The sequence below is a fragment of the Pseudomonas sp. SDT291_1_S447 genome, assembly GCF_054070155.1.
Genome location: NZ_JBSVXS010000506.1, coordinates 1 through 206, shown reverse-complemented (window position 1 = coordinate 206; position 206 = coordinate 1). Strand labels below are relative to the sequence as shown.

Genomic DNA, 206 nt, shown 5'->3' with positions numbered 1-206 from the left:
CGCGTGCCCTGGGTGCCATTGGCCGGCACGATCAGCCGCGCCGGGCTGGCCATCAAGCCGTCACGGGCAGCTGCGCCGACCTGGTTCTGCAAAGGCACTTCGCGGTAGCTGCCGTCGTCGTCGTAGATCATTTCAAGGATATTGACCTTGACGAACGCGGTGGACGTACCGCCATTGAATACCCGTTTCATGTAGGTACTTTTATC

General features: G+C 59.7%; 1 pseudogene. It reads right to left on the bottom strand.

Features of this window, described 5'->3' with window-relative positions:
* Nucleotides 1-206 (bottom strand): annotated as a pseudogene (locus ACW9IR_RS30570) (molecular chaperone); the annotation flags it as partial.